Source organism: Streptomyces sp. NPDC021012, assembly GCF_044333355.1.
Lineage (GTDB): Bacteria > Actinomycetota > Actinomycetes > Streptomycetales > Streptomycetaceae > Streptomyces.
The window spans coordinates 459,232-477,847 of sequence record NZ_JBIRQU010000007.1 but is presented as its reverse complement, the minus strand read 5'-3'; the positions used below and the strand labels follow the sequence as shown (position 1 = coordinate 477,847).

General features: G+C 75.3%; 15 protein-coding genes. 6 read left to right on the top strand and 9 right to left on the bottom strand.

Features of this window, described 5'->3' with window-relative positions:
• The first annotated feature begins 262 nt into the window (after positions 1-262).
• Positions 263-2,152, top strand: coding sequence for a potassium channel family protein (locus tag ACH4TP_RS25205; RefSeq protein WP_398439241.1), 1,890 nt, complete (start codon positions 263-265; stop codon positions 2,150-2,152).
• Positions 2,153-2,542: 390 nt separating this feature from the next.
• A complete protein-coding gene (locus ACH4TP_RS25200) occupies positions 2,543-3,748 on the top strand; it encodes a cytochrome P450 (RefSeq protein WP_398439240.1) in 1,206 nt (401 codons plus the stop codon).
• Between the two features lie 39 nt (positions 3,749-3,787).
• Here the strand turns inward: ACH4TP_RS25200 and ACH4TP_RS25195 are convergent, their stop codons facing one another.
• The 5 genes from ACH4TP_RS25195 to ACH4TP_RS25175 form a co-directional block, all read right to left on the bottom strand.
• Positions 3,788-4,033, bottom strand: a complete 246-nt coding sequence (locus tag ACH4TP_RS25195) for a hypothetical protein (protein WP_398182506.1) — start codon at positions 4,031-4,033, stop codon at positions 3,788-3,790.
• Positions 4,034-4,096: 63 nt separating this feature from the next.
• On the bottom strand, positions 4,097-4,573 hold the full coding sequence (locus ACH4TP_RS25190) for an NUDIX domain-containing protein (protein ID WP_398439217.1): 477 nt from the start codon (positions 4,571-4,573) through the stop codon (positions 4,097-4,099).
• Positions 4,574-4,630: 57 nt separating this feature from the next.
• A complete protein-coding gene (locus ACH4TP_RS25185; RefSeq protein WP_398439216.1) occupies positions 4,631-5,884 on the bottom strand; it encodes an FAD-dependent oxidoreductase in 1,254 nt (417 codons plus the stop codon).
• Positions 5,881-7,314, bottom strand: a complete 1,434-nt coding sequence (locus ACH4TP_RS25180) for an FAD-dependent oxidoreductase (RefSeq protein ID WP_398439215.1) — start codon at positions 7,312-7,314, stop codon at positions 5,881-5,883. The genes ACH4TP_RS25185 and ACH4TP_RS25180 overlap by 4 nt, the downstream gene beginning before the upstream one ends.
• The gene (locus ACH4TP_RS25175; RefSeq protein ID WP_398439214.1) at positions 7,311-8,906 is read right to left on the bottom strand and encodes an FGGY family carbohydrate kinase; all 1,596 of its coding nucleotides are present in this window, start codon (positions 8,904-8,906) and stop codon (positions 7,311-7,313) included. Before ACH4TP_RS25175 ends, ACH4TP_RS25180 begins: the two co-directional genes overlap by 4 nt.
• Positions 8,907-9,172: 266 nt before the next feature.
• Between ACH4TP_RS25175 and ACH4TP_RS25170 the strand changes: the two genes are divergently transcribed.
• Both ACH4TP_RS25170 and ACH4TP_RS25165 read left to right on the top strand, forming a co-directional pair.
• Positions 9,173-10,147 (top strand): hypothetical protein, encoded by a 975-nt coding sequence (locus ACH4TP_RS25170; protein WP_398439213.1) that lies wholly within the window; start codon positions 9,173-9,175, stop codon positions 10,145-10,147.
• 72 nt (positions 10,148-10,219) lie between these two features.
• On the top strand, positions 10,220-11,752 hold the full coding sequence (locus ACH4TP_RS25165) for an amino acid permease (RefSeq protein ID WP_389226231.1): 1,533 nt from the start codon (positions 10,220-10,222) through the stop codon (positions 11,750-11,752).
• A 60-nt stretch (positions 11,753-11,812) separates the two neighbouring features.
• On the opposite strand, the gene ACH4TP_RS25160 is transcribed toward ACH4TP_RS25165, so the two are convergent.
• Positions 11,813-12,571, bottom strand: coding sequence for a GntR family transcriptional regulator (locus ACH4TP_RS25160; RefSeq protein ID WP_398439212.1), 759 nt, complete (start codon positions 12,569-12,571; stop codon positions 11,813-11,815).
• Between the two features lie 183 nt (positions 12,572-12,754).
• Between ACH4TP_RS25160 and ACH4TP_RS25155 the strand changes: the two genes are divergently transcribed.
• Positions 12,755-14,095 carry a DUF2252 domain-containing protein gene (locus tag ACH4TP_RS25155; protein WP_389226225.1) on the top strand — a complete coding sequence of 447 codons (1,341 nt, stop codon included), beginning with the start codon at positions 12,755-12,757 and terminating at the stop codon, positions 14,093-14,095.
• A 62-nt stretch (positions 14,096-14,157) separates the two neighbouring features.
• On the opposite strand, the gene ACH4TP_RS25150 is transcribed toward ACH4TP_RS25155, so the two are convergent.
• Positions 14,158-15,549 (bottom strand): NAD(P)/FAD-dependent oxidoreductase, encoded by a 1,392-nt coding sequence (locus tag ACH4TP_RS25150; protein ID WP_398439211.1) that lies wholly within the window; start codon positions 15,547-15,549, stop codon positions 14,158-14,160.
• Between the two features lie 23 nt (positions 15,550-15,572).
• Positions 15,573-15,998 carry an ArsR/SmtB family transcription factor gene (locus ACH4TP_RS25145; protein ID WP_398439210.1) on the bottom strand — a complete coding sequence of 142 codons (426 nt, stop codon included), beginning with the start codon at positions 15,996-15,998 and terminating at the stop codon, positions 15,573-15,575.
• A 110-nt stretch (positions 15,999-16,108) separates the two neighbouring features.
• On the opposite strand from ACH4TP_RS25145, the gene ACH4TP_RS25140 reads away from it, so the two are divergent.
• Positions 16,109-18,019 (top strand): heavy metal translocating P-type ATPase, encoded by a 1,911-nt coding sequence (locus ACH4TP_RS25140; RefSeq protein ID WP_398439209.1) that lies wholly within the window; start codon positions 16,109-16,111, stop codon positions 18,017-18,019.
• Between the two features lie 44 nt (positions 18,020-18,063).
• Here ACH4TP_RS25140 and ACH4TP_RS25135 read toward each other — a convergent pair whose 3' ends face one another.
• Positions 18,064-18,603 carry a PadR family transcriptional regulator gene (locus ACH4TP_RS25135; RefSeq protein ID WP_398182537.1) on the bottom strand — a complete coding sequence of 180 codons (540 nt, stop codon included), beginning with the start codon at positions 18,601-18,603 and terminating at the stop codon, positions 18,064-18,066.
• Positions 18,604-18,616: the final 13 nt, after the last annotated feature.

Below are 18,616 nucleotides of genomic sequence, written 5' to 3'. Positions count from 1 at the left end.
GCGTCGTGCGTCCGCCCGGGTGGTCCCGGCGGGCGCGGGAGGGCCCCGGCCCGCCGCCGGTGGCGCAGGGCATCCTTGTGACGTGCCCTCACACCCGTACCAGAGCAACGCCGTTCCGGACCACGCCACCGGAGTGACCCCCGCCGAACCGGGCGTCCGGGCCGTCCCCGCCCCCGCCCGGGCGGCCGGGACGCCCGCCGGACCGTTCGGCGCGCCCGCCCCCCGGACCGAGCGGCCCTCCCGCACCGCCCCCGCCGGGCACATGATCGTGTGCGGCGACGACGCCCTCGCCCACCGCCTCGCGCGAGAACTCCACGAGGTGTACGGAGAGCAGGTCACGCTCCTGGTACCGGCGCTGCCCGACGCGCCCCGCACACCCGCCGGCCGCACCGGCCGGGCGCTCGCCCTGTTCGGACGGGTGACCGCCGCCGTCACCCGCACCACCGGGACCGGCACCCCGGCGGACGGCGCCGACCCCACCGGCGCGCTGCGGGTCGTCGAGTCCGCGGAGGCGGACGACCGGGCCCTGACGGACGCCGGGGCGGAGCGCGCCGCCGCCCTCGCCCTCGTCCACGAGGACGACGAGACCAACATCCGGGCCGCGCTCACCGCCCGCCGCCTCAACCCCCGCCTGCGCCTGGTGATCCGGCTCTACAACCGCAAGCTGGGCCAGCACCTCGAAACGCTCCTCGACCAGGCCGCCGCCGTCGCCGAACCCGGCCTCGACCCCGAGAAGCTCGACGCCGCCACCACGGTCCTCTCCGACGTCGACACCGCCGCCCCCGGCCTCGCCGCGGCCGCCGTCGCGGGCACCAGCAAGGTGGTCCAGGCCGGGGGACTGCTGCTGCACGCCGTCGACCGGCCGCCCGTCGCCGGCCAGGCACCCGACCCCGGCCTGTGCACGCTCGCCCTGCTCTCCGCCACCGCAGGAGACCCGGCGGGCTGCGAGGGCTCCGAGCACAGCGGCGACGCGGGCCCCCGCCTCCTGCCGGACGACCGGACGGTGGCCGCCGCCACCGGGCGCGCCGCCGTCACCCTCGAAGCGGTCACCCCGGCGGGCCCGGCCCTCCCGCCGGTCCGCCTCGCCGCCTCCGCGCTGCCCGTCGCCTCGCTCTTCTCCCGCCGCCTGCGCTGGTCCCTCGCGGGTGCTGCCGGCGCCGTCCTCGCGCTCGCCCTCGCCTCCACCCTCACCACCGGCGACCACCCCCTGCATGCCGCCTATCTGACGCTCCTCGACATCTTCGCCATCGGCGACCCGGCCGTCGGCGAGCCGACCAGCCGTCAGGTCCTCCAGATCCTCGCCGGGTTCGTCGGCCTCCTCCTGCTCCCGGTGATCGTCGCCGCCCTCCTCGAAGGACTCGGCACCTTCCGCACCGCGACCACCCTGCGCCGCCCGCCGCGCGGACTCTCCGGCCACGTCGTCCTCCTCGGCCTCGGCAAGGTCGGCACCCGCGTCCTCGCCCGGCTCCGGGCGCTGAACATCCCGGTGGTCTGCGTCGAATCCGACCCGGAGGCCCGGGGCGTCGCCGTCGCCCGCCGGCTGCGGGTCCCCACCGTCATCGGCGACGTCACCGAGGAAGGCGTCCTGGAGGCTGCCCGCATCCACCGCGCCCGCGCCCTCCTCGCCCTGACCAGCGTCGACATCACCAACCTGGAGGCCGCGCTCTCCGCCCGCGCCGTCACGCCCGAGCTGCGGGTCGTGCTGCGCCTGTACGACGACGACTTCGCCACCGCCGTGTTCCGCACCCTGCGCACCGCCCACCCCGGGGCCCTCACCCGCAGCCGCAGCGTCTCCCACCTCGCCGCACCCGCCTTCGCGGGCGCCATGATGGGCCGCCAGGTCCTCGGTGCCGTACCGGTCGAGCGCCGCGTCCTCCTCTTCGCCGCCGTGGACGTCGCGGACCATCCCCTCCTGGACGGCCGGACGGTCGCCGAGTCCTTCCGTCCCGGCGCCTGGCGCGTCATCGCCCTCGACGGACGCGGAGGCGGCCCCGGCGAGGCCTGGCGCCTGCGGCCCGAGCGGCTCCTCGGCCCGGGGGACCGGGTGGTGGTCGCCGCCACCCGCCGCGGCCTGGCCGAACTCCTCGGCCGGGGCGGCGGCCGGGACGAGCACGGAGCCCCGGACAACTCCGTACGAACAGAGCGCCGTTGACCGTAGGATCTGACCGCCCGGGCGCCGAGACGGTCCGCAAGGGTCCGCGCACCCGCAAGGGCCCGCACGGGCCTGCGACGGCCGCACCCGCACTGCCCGCACCCGCACTGCCCGCACCCGCACTGTCCGCACCCCGCACCGCCCGCACCCCGCACGGGCCCGCACCGGGCCCGCACCGGGCCGCGACCCCGCACCCCGTACCGCCCGCACCCCGTACCGCCCGCACCCCGCACCGCCCGCACCCCGCACGGGCCCGCACCGGGCCCGCACCGGGCCGCGACCCCGCACCCCGCACCGCCCGCACCCCGTACCGGCCCGCATCCGCAGTCAGGAGTCCCTTCCTTGAACACACCGCACACCACCCCGGCCGCCGGCCGCCCGCCGCACCGCATGGACCCGGCGGGCGGCTGCCCGCACGCGGACAACGCCCGGCTGCTCGCCGAGGGCGCCGTGGCCCCGGTGATCCTGCCCGGCGGGATCGAGGGCATGGCGGTGCTCGGCCACGACGCGCTGCGCGACTTCCTCAACCACCCCGACGTCGCCAAGGGACCCCAGCACTTCAGCGCCCTCGCCGAGGGCCGCATACCCGACGGCTGGCCGCTGCTGACCTTCGCCACCGTCCCCGGCATGATCACCGCCGACGGGACCGACCACCGCAGGCTCCGGACCCTGGTCAGCAGCGCCTTCACCGCCCGCCGGGTCGAGGAGCTCCGCCCGCGCGTCGAGGCGGTCACCGCCGGCCTCCTCGACGGACTCGCGGAGGCGGCCCGCGCCGGGGACGGCGTCGCCGATCTGCGCCGCCACTACGCGCTTCCGCTGCCGCTCGGCGTCATCTGCGAACTTTTCGGCGTCGACCCGGCCCACCAGGACCGGCTGCACCACCTCTCCAGCCTGGTCGTCGCCACCGACACCGAGCCCGAGCGGGCCGTCGCCGCCAACCGCGAACTCGTCGAGCTGCTCGCCTCCATCGCCGCCGCCAAGGCCGCCGCCCCCGGCGACGACCTCACCAGCGCCCTGATCGCCGCCCGGGACGAGGGCGGGGACCGGCTCAGCCAGCCCGAGCTGATCGGCACGCTGCTCCTGATGATCGTCGCGGGCCACGAGACCACCCTGAACCTCGTCACCAACGCGGTCCGGGCGCTCTGCGCCCACCGCGACCAGCTCGCCCTCGTCACCGAGGGGCGTGCCGACTGGGCCGACGTGGTGGAGGAGACCCTCCGCTGGGACAGCCCGGTCAGCTACTTCCCCTTCCGCTACCCCACGCGCGATCTGACGGTCGACGGCACGGTCATCCCGAAGGGCACCCCCGTCCTCGCCGGCTACTCGGCGGCGGGCCGCGACCAGAAGGCCCACGGCCCGGACGCCGACCGCTTCGACATCACCCGCACCGCGACGGCCAAGCACCTCTCGCTCGGTCACGGCCCCCACTACTGCCTGGGCGCCCCGCTCGCCCGCATGGAGGCCGCGATCGCCCTCGAAGCCCTCTTCACCCGCTTCCCCGACCTGGACCTGGCCGTCCCGGAGGCCGAGCTCGCCCGCCACTCCGGCTTCGTCGGCAACAGCGTCAGGGCCCTCCCCGTCCGCCCCGGCGCCTGACACCCCGCACCCGCCGCGCCCGCGACGGGGGCCGCCGCCTCAACCGGGGCGCCCCCCGGCCGTCGCGGGCGAGGCCCGCAGGGAGGCCACGAGGCGCAGCAGCCGGTCCTCGTTCCCGACCAGACCCGCCGCCCGCAGCGCCTCGTCGGCCTCGGCCATCGGATGGGTCAGCATCACCCCCGCGTACGGGGCGAGCAGCGGGTCGCTCAGCACGGCCTGAGTGGATTCGAGCAGCCGCAGGTACGCCTGGGCGGCCGCGCGCTCGCCGGCGGTGATCGTGGTCATGTCGGTCTCCCTCTCGACGGTTTCGGCGCCCACCACCCTCTCGCACGGGTCTGACAATCGGGCTCAGGCCCGCTCGTCGAGGTGTGCCGCCAGCCGCTCCAGGAAGACCCGCTGCCCGGAGACGAGGAGCGGGGAGGCGGCGTCCGGGGTGAACCAGCCCACCCGGTCGATCTCAGGGAACTCCTCCCGGACGCCGGACCGGGGCGGCCACTCCATGGTGAAGGTGCCGGGGACGACCCCGGCCGGGTCGAGGTCGCCCTCGACGGCCCAGGCGGTGACGAGTTTGCCGTTGCGCTGGCGGGACTCGCCGAGGGGGAACCACTCGCCCTCGGGGGCGGGGAGGCCCAGCTCTTCCTGGAACTCGCGGCGGGCCGCGGCCTCGGGGGTCTCGTCGGGCTCGTACTCGCCCTTGGGGATCGACCAGGCGGACTCCTCGCGGGACGCCCAGAAGGGCCCGCCCATGTGACCGATGAGGACCTCGACGCCACCGTCCGCCGTGCGGCGGAAGACCAGGAGACCCGCGCTGCGCTTGTCCGGCATGGGCCCCAGTCTGGACGAAGGGCCCGTTCGGCGCAGCCCCGCGTGCGTGGTCCCGTCCTACTCCTGCTCGGCGCCGACCGTCACCGGACCGCCCGCGGGATCCACGCCGCTCGTCCACCGGGCCCCGAGCCGGACCGAACGCCAGGGGACGAGGGTCGCGTCCAGTCGCTCCCGCCGCAGCCGTACGCCGTCCTGGGCGACCGCCAGGACCGGGCGCGCCAGCCGCCGCTCCGGCCGGACGAGGAGGGGCGCCGCCTCCGGGCCCACCAGCCCGGGCGCCACCCAGCGCAGCGGGCCCACCGCCGTCACCGGCACGCCCGCCGACGGCCAGGGGCGGCCGTCGAGCCGGTCCAGCACCGCCCCCGCCACCGCCCGTCCCTCGGCGGCGGCGACCAGCGCCGGCTCCACCCCGCGCAGCAGGTTGCCGACGGCGAAGACCCCCGGCTCCGCGGTACGGAAGGCGCTGTCCGTCACGGGCCCCCGCGTGCCCGGCGCGAGCGGCAGGCCGCGCGCCCGGACGAGCTCGTGGTCCGGGATCCAGTCGCCGGTGAGGACCACCGTGTCGCACCGCAGTACGGTCGTCCGCCCGTCCCGGCCCCGCACCACCGCCCCGCTCAGTCGCCCGCGTCCGAGCAGCTCCGCCACCACCGCGCCGGTGAGGACCGGGACCCGCCCGAACCCCGCCGCCGTGGCGGGGAGTTCGGTGACGACGGCCGCCACCTCCACCCCGGCCGCCCGCAGCGTCCGCACCGCGCCCCGGGCCACGGGGTCGCCACCGACGACCACCGCGCGGCGTCCGACGGCCTCCTGGCGCGGCCCGGCCGAATCCGCCCGCCGCCCGGCCGGCCCCCCACCCGCCCCGAACCGCTCGACCACCCGCTGGAGTTCGCCCGTCGTCAGCACCCCGGCCGGGCGCGTCCCCGGGACGAGGCGGGCGCTGCGGGGGCGTTCGCGGGCGCCGGTGGCGAGGACGACCGCGCGTGCCCGGATCTGTTCGAGCCCGGTCGGGGCGGTGACGTCCAGGGTGAGGGGCCCGGCCCAGCCGGTGGCCGAGACTCCGGTGCGGAGGGTCGCGCCGGCGCGGAGCGCCTCCCGCACCGCGCGCCGCGCGTACGCGGGGCCGTCCAAGGGGCGGCCCAGGGCGTCCGCGCCGAAGCCCGGCCGGGCGGCGCAGTGGCGGGGGGCGCCGCCCGCCGAGGGCTCCCGTTCCAGGACCTCGACGCGGCCCGCGCCCGCCGCCGCCAGGCGGGTGGCCGCGGCGAGCCCGGCGGGGCCCGCGCCCACCACGAGGACGTCGACCGTGCGGATCACCGGGCCCCCTTCCCGTATTCCTCGTACCGTTGCTCCTCGAACAGGGCCCGTACCTCCGCGCCGCAGTAGTTGCCCTGGCAGCGGCCGCCCCGGGCGCGCGTCCTGCGGCGCAGCCCGTCGAGGCCGCCGGGCGGGATCGTGGAGTCGAGGGCGGCCCGGATCTCGCCCCGGGTGACCCGCTCGCAGTGGCACACGATCGCCCCGAACTCGGGCTCTCGGGCGATGAGTTCCGCGTCCCGGTACGGGCGGGGGAAGGCCTCGCCGAGGTTGGGCATCCGCACCGGGGCGAGCGGGCGGGCCGGTCCCGGGTCGAGGCCGCAGTCCGCGAGGAGGCCGAGCACGTGCTCGGCGATGGCCAGGGAGGCGGTGAGCCCGGTGGAGCGGATGCCGCCCACCGTCACGTACCGCAGCCCGGGATGGGCGGCGATCCGGTAGTCCTCCTGGCCGGTGGCGGCCCGCAGCCCCGCGTAGACGGCCGTGACCTCCTCGTCGAGCAGGGCGGGGAGGATCCGGCCGCCCTGCTCGCGCAGCCCGGCGAGGCCCTCCGCCGTCGTGCCGGTGGCGGTCTTGTCGTCCAGGTCCTCGGCGGTGGGGCCGAGCATGACGTTCCCGTACACCGTCGGCGAGATGAGCACGCCCTTGCCGAGCGGTCCGGGTACGGGCAGCAGGATGTGCCGCACCAGGTCGCGGGCGAACTTGTCGAAGACGAGCAGCTGGCCCCGGCGCGGGGTGACGGTGAAGTCCTCCCGGCCGACCATCGCGTCGAAGGCGTCGGCGTGGAGGCCGCAGGCGTTGACGAGCAGGCGGGCGCGCAGCACCCCGCGCCGGCTGACGAGCCGGTGGTACGGCTCGCCCGGACGCACCTTCTCCACGCGGCAGTTCAGATGCAGGTCCACCCCGGAGCGGACGGCCTGCGTGGCGTACGCGAGGGTGGTCGTCCACGGGCAGATCACCGACTCGCCCGGCACTTCGAGCGCGCCGAGCGCACCCGGGCCCAAGTGCGGTTCGCGTGAGTCGAGTTCGGTGGCCGAGAGCAGACGGGTGGTGCGGTGGCCGTTGCGCTCCGCCTTCTCCGCGAGGCGGGGGAGCGCCGCCCGCTGCCCCTCGTCCCAGGCGACGAGCAGCGCGCCCAGCGGCTCCACGGGGATGCCGGCCTCCCGCGCGTACGCGGTGAGCAACCGGTGCCCCTCGCGGACGAGCCGCGCCTCCAGCGTGCCGGGTGCGGCGTCGAAACCGGTGTGCAGAATGGCCGTGTTGGCCTTCGAGGTGCCGTCGCCGACGTCGTCCGCGGCCTCCACGAGCGCGACCCGCAGCGGATGGCGGGCCAGCGCGCGGGCGATCGCGGAGCCCACGACCCCCGCACCGACGACCACGACGTCGTACTCCGCCGCCTCACCGACGGGAAGCGGCCCGCTCCGCGTGACCCTCATACGGCTGCGTCACCCGCGCCGGGCCCCGACTCGGCCCCGCCACCCAGGCCTGGCCCTGACCCTGACCCGGCCCCGCCACCCGCGCCGGGCCCCGACTCGGCCCCGCCACCAGCGCCGCCGCCCGACCGCTCCACCAGCGCCGTCACCTCCGCGCGGAACCGCCCGAGGCGCTCCGCCGCCTCCTCCGGTGAGATGCGGGGTTCGTACACCGCCGAGGGCTTCCACTCCGGGACGGCCTCGCGGAGCGTGAGTCCCGGGTGGTGGCCCAGGCGGGCGACGGCGCCGACGCCGAGCGCGGTGGCGTCGGGCAGGGACGCGACCTCGACGGGGAGTTGCAGCAGGTCCGCCTGGGTCTGCATGAGCAGGGACGACCGGGTGAGGCCGCCGTCGGCGCGCAGGGCGGTCAGGGGTGCGCCCCGGTCGGCGGCGGTGGCCGCGGCGAGCTCCGCGACCTGGGCGGAGATGCCCTCGCACAGGGCGCGCACCAGATGGCCGGGGCCGGTGTCCAGGCCGAGGCCGGTGAGCGAGCCGCGTACGTCCCCCCGCCACCAGGGCGCGGCGAGCCCGGCGAAGGCCGGGACGAAGGTGACGCCGCCGGAGTCCGGGACGCCGCCGCCGACCGCGTCGAGCTCCCCGGCCCCGGCGATCACGCCGAGGTCGGTGAGCCAGCGCACGGCCGAGGCGACCGTGTACACCTGGCCGTCCAGGCAGTGGGTGACGCGCCCGCCGAGCCGCCAGGCCACGCAGCTGACCAGGCCGGAGGCGGTGCGTCGGGGCTCGGGGCCGGTCTGCGCGAGGAGGAAGGCCCCGGTGCCGTAGGTGCACTTGGCGGCGGCCGGGTCGTCGGCGCTCTGTGTGAGCAGCGCCGCCTGCTGGTCCACCAGGAGCCCGGTGAGCGGCAGCGCGGGGCCGAACGCGGTCGTGGTGCCGACCGGGGTGTCGCAGTCCACGACCCGGGGGAGCGCCTCGCCGCCGAGTCCGTACAGGTCGAGGGCGGTCGGTGACCAGTCGACCGTGTCGAGGTCGAGGAGTCCGGTCCGTCCGGCGGTCGCCGCGTCGGTGACGAACGCGCCCGTGAGCCGGTGGACGAGCCAGGCGTCGCTGGTGGTGACCACACCGGCGCCGGTGGCGTGGCGGCGGATCCAGGCCATCTTGGGCGCGGCGAAGTAGGGGTCGACGGGAAGGCCGGTGATCCGGCGCAGTTCCTCGGCGTGGGCGTCGAGACCGGCGCAGACGGAGGCCGCCCTGCGGTCCTGCCAGACGAGGGCGTCGGTGAGGGGTTCCCCGGTGGCGGGGTCCCAGGCGAGCACGGTCTCGCCCTGGTTGGCGAGGCCCACGGCGACGACGGCCGTGTCCGCCTCGGCGAGCGCCGCCCGCCCGGCGGCGACCACGGAGTCGTACAGCTCACGCGGGTCGACCTCGACCAGACCGCCGGGGAGGTGACGGGGCCGGACCGGTGCCGTCCCGGTGCCGATGACGCCGCGCTCGGGGCAGAGGACGAGGGCCTTCGTACCGGACGTGCCCTGGTCGACGGCGAGTACCGCTCCGCCCGTCATCCCGCTGCTCCCGTCGTTCGACCGCTCGGTGATCATCCGATCACCGAAAAGGGTCAGGGTGCCGTCGCCCGGGGGCTTCGTCAAGCCTCGGCGGCCGAGGACGTCAGGTCTCCCGGCATACCTGACAGTAAGTCAAATTCAGTCGTTGGCTTAATAGTTACTGTCAGAAAAGAAAGTGGACCGGTCGCATCCATCGCCCTCTATAGTGATCGCCGATCAACGGCCGGGACGCCCGCCGGGGGACTGACCACCCCTTCCATCCACCGAGGACCCATGTCATCCACACCACCCCCCACTCCCTGATGGCCGGACACGGCTTCCGGCCCGTCTACCACCCCGCCGGCCACGACCACGCGCTGCGCAGCGCCGTCCAGGACTTACGCACCGGCCGCTGGGTCTCCATGGCCCGGCTGCTCGACGAGACCTCCGACTGGGAGGCCTGGACCCGGCGCACCCAGGTCCTCGCCACCGTCGCCGCCGGCACCGACGTCGTCCCCATCTGGCGCGCCGAGCAGCCCGAGAGCCTTGCCGCCACCGTGATGCACAGCCGCGTCGCCGTGGAGCGCGCCGTGCGCGCCCACCGCGCCGGCCACGCCCGGACCCGGGAACTCTGGCAGGAGGCCTGGACCGCCTGCCGCGACGCCTGCGACCGCTCGCCCGCCGACCCCGTGCCCTGGGTCGGGCTGATCGCCCTCGCCGCCCTCGACGGCCGCCAGCGCATGCCCGAGCACCGCCTCACCCCGCCGGCGCCCATGCTGCCGCCCGGCCCCTGGGGGCTGCTCGCCGAGGTGGAGAAGCGCGACCCGCACAACCGCGAAGCCCACCACCGGATGCTCCAGTTCGTCTACGCGCGCCGATCCGGACCCCTCTCCGAGGCCGTCAACTACTCCCACTGGGCCGCCGGTTCGGCTCCTGTCGGCTCCGCCCTGCACGCCCTGCCGCTGTACGTCCGGGTCGAGCGCTACCGGCGCGAGCGCGGCCACGAGCGCGCCCTCGACCTCCACTGGGTCGCCGAGGACGCCGTACGCGACGCCCAGCGCGCCCTGGACGCCTGGTTCCTCTTCTGCGCCACCGACGAGGCCTCGCTGCTCGACCTCAACCACCTGGCGCACGCCCTCTTCGGGGCCCTCCGCTTCACCGACGCGGCCCGGGTCTTCGAGGCGCTCGGCCCGTACTACACGACCCTCCCCTGGGCCTACCGCACCGCCCGCCCGGAGGACCGCGGCCTCGCCGAGGAGGTCTTCCTGCGCGCCCGCGCCCGCTGCCTCGGCGGCTGACGCGCCGCCGCGCCCCCGGCGCCCCGAGCTTCCGCCCCCCGCCCCGCTCAGTCCGTCCCCCCGGAGGTCCCCATGTCCCGCAGCGAAGCCCCGATCGACGCGATACGCAAGCCACCACCGTCCCAGGACGAGGAGGCGAGACTCAGAGAGCTCGGCTACCAGCCCGTCCTCGCCCGCCGCATGGACGGCTTCGGCAACTTCGCGATCAGCTTCTCGGTCATCTCCGTCCTTTCCGGCTGCATGACCCTGTACGGCTTCGGCCTGGGCACCGGCGGCCCCTCCGTCATGCTGTGGGGCTGGATCGGCGTCGGCCTCTTCGTCCTGTGCGTCGGCCTCGCCCTCGCCGAGGTCACCAGCGCCTACCCGACCTCCGGCGCCCTCTACTACATGGCCGACCGGCTCGGCGGACGCCGCTGGGGCTGGTACACCGGCTGGCTGAACCTGCTCGGTCTGCTCGGCGCCATCGCCGGCATCGACTACGGCGCGGCCCTCTTCACCGGAGCCTTCCTCAACCTCCAGTGGGGCTTCGTCCCCACCCCGGGCTCGACCTTCCTCGTCTTCCTCGCGATCCTGCTGCTGCACGCCGGGCTCAACCTCTTCGGCGTCCGCCTGGTCAGCGTCCTCAACTCGGTCAGCGTCTGGTGGCACCTGGTCGGTGTCGCGGTCATCGTCGGCGCCCTCGCGTTCGTCCCCGACCACCACCAGTCCGTGGACTTCGTCTTCACCACGTTCGTCAACGACACCGGCTGGGCCAACCCGTTCTACGTCGCCGCGATCGGCCTGCTCCTCGCCCAGTACACCTTCTCCGGCTACGACGCCTCGGCCCACCTCTCCGAGGAGACCTCGAACGCCTCCGTCACCGCCGCCAAGGGCATCGTCCGGTCCATCTGGGTCTCCTGGCTCGCCGGCTTCGCCCTCCTCGCCGGACTCACCTTCGCCATCCAGGACTACGCCGGCACGCAGAACAGCGCCACCGGCGTCCCGCCCGCCCAGATCTTCCTGGACGCGCTCGGCTCCCGCGGCGCCGCCCTCCTGCTCCTCGTGGTGATCGTCGCCCAGCTCTTCTGCGGCAACGCCGAGGTGGCCGCCGCGAGCCGCATGGTCTTCGCCTTCAGCCGCGACAACGCCCTGCCCGGCTCGGGGCTCTGGCGCAAGGTCAGCGGCAGCACCCAGACGCCCGTCCCCGCCGTCTGGCTCGCGGTCGTCGTGGCCGCGGTGCTCGCCGTCCCCTCTCTCTACTCGGCCACCGCCTACGGCGCCGTCACCGCGATCAACGTCATCGGCATCACGCCCGCGTACGCCATCCCGGTCTACCTGCGGCTGCGCGCCGGGAACCGCTTCGTCCCCGGCCCGTGGAGCCTCGGTCGCTGGAGCAGGCCGGTCGGCTGGATCGCCGTCGTCTGGGTGGCGTTCGTGACCGTCCTCTTCTGCCTGCCGCAGAAGTCACCGGTGAACGTGGACACGATGAACTACGCGGCCGTCGCGCTCGTCGTCGTGCTCGTCCTCGCCAGCGTCTGGTGGTACGTCGCCCGCCGCTCGTACGGCACGCCGACCGCGTACGGGACCGCCCGCGAAGAGGCGGAGATCGCCGAGGGCATCGTCTGACGGCCTCGGGCGTCCGCGCCCGGCTCCTGCTTCCCGTACCGGACAGGAGCCGGGGCGCCCTCAGGCGCTGAACTCGTAGGTCCAGGCAGCCGACCGGGCCGAGACGTCGATGTCCGTGATCTCCAGGGCATGCCCGTGCTGGTCGCTGACCACCCGGTGGACGAGCAGCCGGGCCGCGTCGCCGGCCGCCGTGCCGGCCGGGCAGGGCGGGACGCCGACCGACTCGCGGTGGGTGACGCGCAGCCCCGCCTGGTGCATCCAGTGGTACAGGAGCCGCAGGTCGGGCTGTTGGCGGCAGTCCCTGCCCCGCCGGTACCGGGAGAGCTGGGGGATCTCGGCGAGGGCCGCCCGGGAGAACCACGACACCGCCCGCTGGAGCGCCGCCCCCTGCGGTCCGAGGACCGTGTGCCGGTGGACGAGCGTCGGTTCGCCGGGGGTGAGCAGGAGCCGCGGCGCCAGGGGAGCGGGCGGCGGTTCCCAGGTCAGCGAGGCCCGTACGAGCGCCTCGGCCGCCTGCGGCCCGCCGGGGAACGTCGGCCGGCGGGCCGTGAACGCCGCTGTGTCCGGCTCGGGTTCGGCCGTCCCGGCGGCGGCGAACGTGCCGCGCCGGTCGGTGACCACGAGCCGCTCCTCCCTGAGGAGCCGGAGCGCGCTGCGGACGGTCTGCCGGTTGACGCGGTAGCGCTGGGAAAGCGTGCGCTCCGAGGGGAGCCGGCTGCCGGGGGAGATGCGTCGCTGGGCGAGTTCCTCGCGCAGGGCGGCGGTGACCCGGAGATAGAGCGGCACTTCCGCCGCCGTCCCGGAATCGGGCTCGGCCATGATCAACCCTCTCTTCGCTCAGTGTGACAGCACGGGTCGGGTGGGTGATCAATTCCTATCATTGGTCTAAACCATTTAGCTAGGCCGGTCCGGCAGAGTGGCCGAAACGAGCGTCGCGCCTTGTAATGAGGTTCCAGGTGACGGGCCGGTAGCACGGCTTCGGGAAGAGGCGGGTGAGGCCGGATGACGACACCGTCGGAACGCGCCACGCGGGGCAAGGAGGCCCGCAAGCGCGTCCCCCGCGCCTCCCACGGCCGCTGGATACCCAGCTCGCAGCGCCCCCACCCGCTGGACGTCCTGGAACGCCAGTCCGTCGACCGGCTCCCCGACCTCGTCCCCCTCCGCTACGCCCGGATGGCGGCATCGCCCTTCGCCTTCCTGCGCGGCGCCGCCGCCGTCATGGCCGCCGACCTCGGCGCCCAGCGCCACACCGGGCTCACCGTCCAGCTCTGCGGCGACGCCCACCTGCTCAACTTCGGGGTGTACGCCTCACCCGAACGGACGCTCCTCTTCGACGTCAACGACTTCGACGAGACTCTCCCCGGCCCCTTCGAATGGGACGTCAAGAGGCTCGCCGCCAGCGTCACCGTCGCCGCCCTCCAGAACGGCAGCGCCAAGCCCAAGGCCCACCGCGCCGCGCTCGTCGCCGTCGAGTCGTACCGCACGACCATGCGCCGCCTCGCCGGACTCGGAGAACTCGACGTCTGGTACGAGCGGATCGCCGCCGACGACCTCCTCCCCCTGGTCCGCGGCGACGACCGGGCCCGCTTCGCCCACCGGCTCGACCGGGCCCGCCGCCGCACCAGCCTCCAGGCCCTCGCCAAGCTCACCGACACGGACGAGGCCGGGAACCGGCACATCGTCGACGACCCACCGCTCCTCGAACGCACCACGGACATCGACCGGGTCACCCTCGGCAAGATCTTCAGCGACTACCGCAGCTCCCTCGCCGAGGAACGCCGCGTCCTCCTCGACCGCTACCACTTCGTCGACGCGGCCCGGAAGGTCGTCGGGGTCGGCAGCGTCGGCACCCGCTGCTTCATCCTCCTGCTCGAAGGACGGGACGACGGCGACCCGCTCATCCTCCAGATCAAGGAGGCCGGCCGCTCCGTCCTGGAGCCGTACCTCGCGCCGACGGCCTACCCCCACCAGGGCCGCCGCGTCGTCTCCGGACAGCGGCTCACCCAGGCCGCGAGCGACATCTTCCTCGGCTGGATGACCGGACCCGAACAGCGCCACTTCTACTGGCGGCAGCTGCGCGACATGAAGGGCTCCGCCGAGGTGGAGACCATGTCCCCGGCCACCCTGCGGGACTACGCGCGGCTCTGCGGCCGGGCCCTGGCCCGCGCCCACGCCCGCTCCGGCGACCGGATCGCCATCGCCGCCTACCTCGGCTCCTCGGACGTCTTCGACCGCGCCGTCGCCGACTTCGCGCTCGTCTACGCCGGACAGAACGCCGACGACTACGCCGCCCTCGGCGCGGCCATCGCCGCCGGCGTGGTGACGGCGGCCCCGGGCGCCTGAACCCGCCCCGGGACCGCCGTCACCCGTACGCGCAAGAGGACGCCGCCCTCACCCGTACGGCGCTACGCGCCGCGCCGCAGCGGCGGTTCGACCGGTGTCTCGGCCACGGACCCGAAGAGCACGGCACGCGCCACTGCGGGGGCGAACAGCACGGTCATCGGGTGGGTGAGGGTGATCGCCTTGCGGAAGGCCGCGCCGACGACCGGGTCGCCCGCCGCCCGCTCCTGCACCCGGCCCATGTACCAGCCGACCGCCTTGTCCAGCGCGCCGGGGGCGTCCTCGGCGCCGACGGCGCCGGGCATCTTCTTGTCGGCGCCCGTCGAGACGTCCCACGCCTGCCGGGAGGCGTCGAGGAGGGCGCGCTGCACCCGCCGGGTGGTCGGGGTGCGCTTCGGGTCGGCGAGCGCACGGCGCAGGGCGACGGCGGTGATCGCCGCCACCGCCATGCCCTGCCCGTAGACCGGGTTGAAGGCGCAGAGCGCGTCGCCGGTGGCGAGGAAACCGGCCGGGCGGCGGCCCGGACGGTCGTACCGGCGCCGGATGTTGGCGGTCTTGCGGAAGCCGTACACGGGGGACACCGGCTCCGCGTTCGCCAGCCACTCGCTGATCATCGGGTGCGGCATCCGCTTCGCGTACTCCTCGAACGCCCCCTCCTCCGTGGGCGGTTCGTTGCCGCGCAGCCCCGAGAGGGTCACCAGGTGCGTGCCGTCGCCGACGGGCAGCACGACGGCGCCGTACTCCTGCTCGGGGTTGGGCACGATGAAGTAGCCCATGGCGTCGCTGTCCAGCGCGCCCGCCGGGGCGCGGTAGACCCGGGTGGCGTAGGCGAGACCGGTGTCGATGGTCTCCTCGTGCGGCGCCTCGGCGCCGATCGCCGCCAGCCAGTCCGCGGCCTTCGTGGACCTGCCGGAGGCGTCCACGACGAGATCGGCCTCCAGGACGCGGGTCTCCTTCTCGGCGCCCGCGCCGCGCTCCCGCAGCCGCACGCCCCGGACGCGCGAGGAGTCGCCGGTCAGGCCCACCGTCTCGTGGCCCTCGACCAGCTCGATCCGCGGGTCGGCGGACACCCGCTGCCGCACCAGCCACTCCAGCTGCGGGCGCGAACCCGAGTAGAAGTGCACGGTGGCGGGCAGCCGGTTCATCCACTTGCCGTTCTGCCACTGCACCATGTCCTCGGGCACGCCCACCTTGGGCGCGCCGAGCTCCCGCAGCTCGTCGACGAATCCCGGCAGCAGCTCGTCGTACGCCCGCTGCCCGCCCGCGATGAGGACGTGGAGGTGGCGGCCCTGCGGGACACCCGGCCGCGCCTCGGGTCCCTCCGGGAAGCGGTCGCGCTCGACGACCGTCACCTTCTCGGCGTGCTCGGCGAGTACCCGAGCGGCAAGCAGTCCAGCGAGACTTCCCCCGATGACCACCGCGTGACGTGTCGCGCGGCGCCCCAAGTCGTCGGCCATACCCGCCCCTTCGTGTCGTGGAACTACAACTGACCAGTATCCACGCCGGTACGGATCTCGTCGCGCACCCCGTCGCGCACCCCGTCGCGCATCTCCTCGCGCGCTCCGTCGCGCGCCCCGAGCCTGAGGTGCTCGATGTGGTAGACGGCCTCGTCGAGGAGCTGGGCGACGTGGTTGTCGTAGAGGCTGTACTCGATGCGGCGCCCCTGCCGGACGCCGGTGACCAGGCCGAGCGCGCGGAGCAGCCGGAGCTGGTGGGAGACGGCGGACTGCTCCATCTCCACGGCGGCGGCGAGCTCGGTGACGCCGCACGGCCCCTGGCGGAGCGTGGTGAGGATCATCAGCCGGGACGGGGTGGCGAGGGCCTGGAGGGTGGCGGCGATGGTGGCCGCGGACTCGGCGTCCAGGTGGGTGGCGGGGGTGGTCTGGCCGTTCGCTCCGTGTCCCATGCGCTCATCGTAGCGGCGCTCTTATGTCAATATGTGAAGACCTCTTCATGTGTTCGGGTATGGTGGTGTGCCTTCCTCCCCGCCACCCCCGAAAGAGAGGTGCCCTTCCCATGGCCCTCCCGGACCTCGGCACCGCACGGACCCCCGCCCCCACCCCCGTACGCACGCCGGTGCCACCGCCGCACCCCACCCGGGCCGCGGCCCTGCCCGAGGTGCGCTGGGCGGCCCTCTCGGCCCTGGCCTTCCTCCTCGCCCTCCCGCTCGACCTGGCCGGCGCCCCGGCCTGGCTCTGGGGCCCGCTCTACGCGGTCTGCTACGCCGCCGGAGGCTGGGAGCCGGGCTGGGCAGGACTCCAGGCGCTGCGCGAACGCTCCCTCGACGTCGACCTGCTCATGGTGGTCGCGGCGATCGGAGCCGCCGCCATCGGCCAATACCTCGACGGCGGGCTCCTCATCGTCATCTTCGCCGTCTCCGGAGCCCTGGAGGCCCTCGCCACCCGCCGTACCGCGGACTCGGTGCGCGGCCTGCTCGACCTCGCGCCCGCCACCGCCGTCCGGCTCACCGGCGCGGCCCTCGACCACGAGGAGACCGTCGAGGCGGCAGCCCTCGCGGTCGGCGACACCGTCCTCGTACGGCCCGGGGAACGGCTCCCCGCCGACGGCACCGTCCTGCGCGGCACGAGCGACGTCGACCAGGCGAGCATCACCGGCGAACCGCTCCCCGCCCCCAAGACCGCGGGCGACCCGGTCTTCGCCGGCACCCTCAACGGCTCCGGGGCCCTCCGCGTCCGCGTCGACAAGGACGCGGCCGACTCCGTCATCGCCCGGATCGTCGCCCTCGTCGAGGAGGCGAGCGCCACCAAGGCCCCCACCCAGCTCTTCGTCGAGAAGATCGAGCAGCGCTACTCGGTCGGCGTCGTCGTCGCCACCCTCGCGCTCTTCGGCCTGCCCGTCGCCCTCGGCGCCGACGTCACCGGGGCCCTGCTGCGCGCGATGACCTTCATGATCGTCGCCTCGCCCTGCGCGGTGGTCCTCGCCACCATGCCGCCGCTGCTCTCCGCCATCGCGACCGCCGGACGCCACGGCGTCCTCGTCAAGTCCGCCGTCGTCATGGAACGCCTGGGCGAGGTCGACCGGGTCGCCCTCGACAAGACCGGCACCCTCACGGAGGGCACGCCGCAGGTGACCGCCGTCCACGGCGACGACTCGGTCCTCGCCCTGGCGGCGGCGGCCGAACTGCCCAGCGAGCACCCGCTGGCCCGCGCCGTGGTGGCCGAGGCCCGCGCCCGCGGCCTGGAGATCCCCGAGGCGAGCGAGTTCACCGCCGAGCCGGGGCGGGGAGTGCGGGCGGTGGTCGACGGCCGCGAGGTGCGGGTCCGCCGGGCGGCGGGCGCGCACGCGGACACCGCCGTCGAGGTCCTCGTCGACGGCACCCCCGCCGCGGTCCTCGACCTCTCCGACCGGCTCCGCGAGGGCGCCCCGGAGGCGGTCGCGGCCCTGGCCCGGCTCACGGGCACCGCCCCCGCCCTCCTCACCGGCGACAACGCGGGCGCCGCCGCCCGCATCGCCGCCGAGGCGGGACTCGCCGACGTCCGCGCCGGCCTCCTCCCGCACGAGAAGGCGGAAGCGGTACGGGAGTGGGAGCGGGCGGGCGCCAAGGTGCTGCTCGTCGGCGACGGCGTCAACGACGCCCCGGCCCTCGCGGCCGCCCACACCGGCATCGCCATGGGCCGGGCCGGCTCCGACCTCGCCCTGGAGACCGCCGACGCGGTCGTCGTCCGCGACGAACTCCGCGCGATCCCCGCCGTCGTCTCCCTCTCACGCCGGGCCCGCCGCCTCGTCCTCCAGAACCTCGTCATCGCGGGCGCCTTCATCACCGCCCTCGTCACCTGGGACCTCGCCGGCCACCTCCCCCTCCCCCTGGGCGTCGCGGGCCACGAGGGCTCCACGGTCCTGGTCGGCCTGAACGGCCTGCGCCTCCTCGGAGAATCAGCCTGGCGCCGCGCCTCGACGAACCCGTAGGCCGATGGCCCACAGGACAGCGGGCGCGGGCCCGGAGGGAGGCCCTACTCCTCCGCCCCCAGCTCGGCCAGCGCCCCCGTCAGCCACTCCACCCAGAACCGCTCCAGATCGACCCCGCCCCGCAGCACGAGATGCCGCAACCGGTCCGGCTCGCTGCGGCGGCGCTCGGTGGGGAAGTCGCGGGCCTCGATGACGAGGTATTCGTCCAACTGGGCCTGGTGGAGGGCGAGGTGGCGGGACAGCTCGGCCCGCAGCCCCGCCGAGCCGACCATCGCCGCGGCCCGCATCCGCAGGAGGAGGGCGGACCGGAGCGGCTTGGGGTCCTCGACCCGGCCCACCCAGTCGCTCAGCTCGGCCCGGCCCGCGGGCAGTACCTCGTACTCCTTCTTCTGCCCCCGCGCGGGCACCGGAGCGGGCAGGGCGCGGATGTGCCCCGCCTGCTCCAGCCTGCCGAGCTCGCGGTAGATCTGCTGGTGCGTGGCCGACCAGAAGTAGCCGATCGACTTGTCGAAGCGGCGCGTCAGTTCGAGGCCGGAGGACGGCTTTTCGAGCAGCGCGGTGAGGATCGCGTGCGGGAGGGACATGCTCGCATCCTAG

Bases quoted from the DNA above. Each gene is read 5' to 3' on its own strand.
- ACH4TP_RS25155 (WP_389226225.1), top strand. From the start codon at position 12,755: ATGACGACACCGTCGGAACGCGCCACGCGGGGCAAGGAGGCCCGCAAG.
- ACH4TP_RS25160 (WP_398439212.1), bottom strand. From the start codon at position 12,571: ATGGCCGAGCCCGATTCCGGGACGGCGGCGGAAGTGCCGCTCTATCTC.
- ACH4TP_RS25170 (WP_398439213.1), top strand. From the start codon at position 9,173: ATGGCCGGACACGGCTTCCGGCCCGTCTACCACCCCGCCGGCCACGAC.
- ACH4TP_RS25150 (WP_398439211.1), bottom strand. From the start codon at position 15,549: ATGGCCGACGACTTGGGGCGCCGCGCGACACGTCACGCGGTGGTCATC.
- ACH4TP_RS25200 (WP_398439240.1), top strand. From the start codon at position 2,543: ATGGACCCGGCGGGCGGCTGCCCGCACGCGGACAACGCCCGGCTGCTC.
- ACH4TP_RS25140 (WP_398439209.1), top strand. From the start codon at position 16,109: ATGGCCCTCCCGGACCTCGGCACCGCACGGACCCCCGCCCCCACCCCC.
- ACH4TP_RS25165 (WP_389226231.1), top strand. From the start codon at position 10,220: ATGTCCCGCAGCGAAGCCCCGATCGACGCGATACGCAAGCCACCACCG.
- ACH4TP_RS25180 (WP_398439215.1), bottom strand. From the start codon at position 7,314: ATGAGGGTCACGCGGAGCGGGCCGCTTCCCGTCGGTGAGGCGGCGGAG.
- ACH4TP_RS25205 (WP_398439241.1), top strand. From the start codon at position 263: ATGATCGTGTGCGGCGACGACGCCCTCGCCCACCGCCTCGCGCGAGAA.
- ACH4TP_RS25175 (WP_398439214.1), bottom strand. From the start codon at position 8,906: ATGATCACCGAGCGGTCGAACGACGGGAGCAGCGGGATGACGGGCGGA.
- ACH4TP_RS25145 (WP_398439210.1), bottom strand. From the start codon at position 15,998: ATGGGACACGGAGCGAACGGCCAGACCACCCCCGCCACCCACCTGGAC.
- ACH4TP_RS25135 (WP_398182537.1), bottom strand. From the start codon at position 18,603: ATGTCCCTCCCGCACGCGATCCTCACCGCGCTGCTCGAAAAGCCGTCC.
- ACH4TP_RS25195 (WP_398182506.1), bottom strand. From the start codon at position 4,033: ATGACCACGATCACCGCCGGCGAGCGCGCGGCCGCCCAGGCGTACCTG.
- ACH4TP_RS25190 (WP_398439217.1), bottom strand. From the start codon at position 4,573: ATGCCGGACAAGCGCAGCGCGGGTCTCCTGGTCTTCCGCCGCACGGCG.